1 protein-coding gene is annotated in these 756 nt (G+C 65.6%); it reads right to left on the bottom strand.

All coding sequences use genetic code 11. The annotated features are described in order from the left end of the window. Positions 1-756: AMP-binding protein (locus ACT89H_RS29420; RefSeq protein WP_445111927.1), on the bottom strand; the 756-nt coding region annotated here is incomplete at both ends.

Below are 756 nucleotides of genomic sequence, written 5' to 3'. Positions count from 1 at the left end.
CACCACATGGATCTCCCCGGCCACCCCCACCGGCGCCGGATGCAACCGGTCATCGAGCACATACACACCCAAACCCGGCAGGGCCCGCCCGATCACACTCGCCGGGTTGTCGACCATCTGCTCGTCCACCGACAAGAACGACACATGCACCGTGGTCTCGGTGATGCCGTACATGTTCACCAACCGGGTGCGCTCACCATGCCGCGCATACCAGCGACCCAGCTTCCGCAGATCCAGCGCCTCCCCACCGAAGATCACATACCGCAACCCCAGCTCACCCCCACCCGCCGCGGCGCGGTCGGCCTCCACCAACTGATAGAACGCCGACGGCGTCTGGTTGAGCACCGTCACCCGCTCATCGATCAGCAACCGCCGGAACTGCTCGGGTGAACGGGAAGTCAGGTAGTCGACCACCACCACGCTGCCGCCGTGCGCCAGCGCGCACCACAGCTCCCACACCGAGAAATCGAACGCGTAGGAATGGAACAACGTCCACACATCGGTCTCGTCGAACCCGAACAACGGCTGGGTGTTGGCCAGCAACTCGATCACGTTGCGGTGCGCGACCCCCACACCCTTGGGCACCCCGGTGGACCCGGAGGTGTAGATGACATACGCCAGATTGTCCGGCCGCAACCGCGCCACCCGATCCGCATCCGAAACCGGTGCCTCCGAATATTGCCGGGCCTGCTCCAGCAACACCACCGGCAACCCCGCCGACGGCACCGCATCCCGCTGCTCCAGCGTGGTCAGCAC

It is taken from the genome of Nocardia aegles, assembly GCF_052545135.1.
Note: the sequence above shows the minus strand (reverse complement) of the source record. Positions and strands in the feature narration are given on the sequence as shown.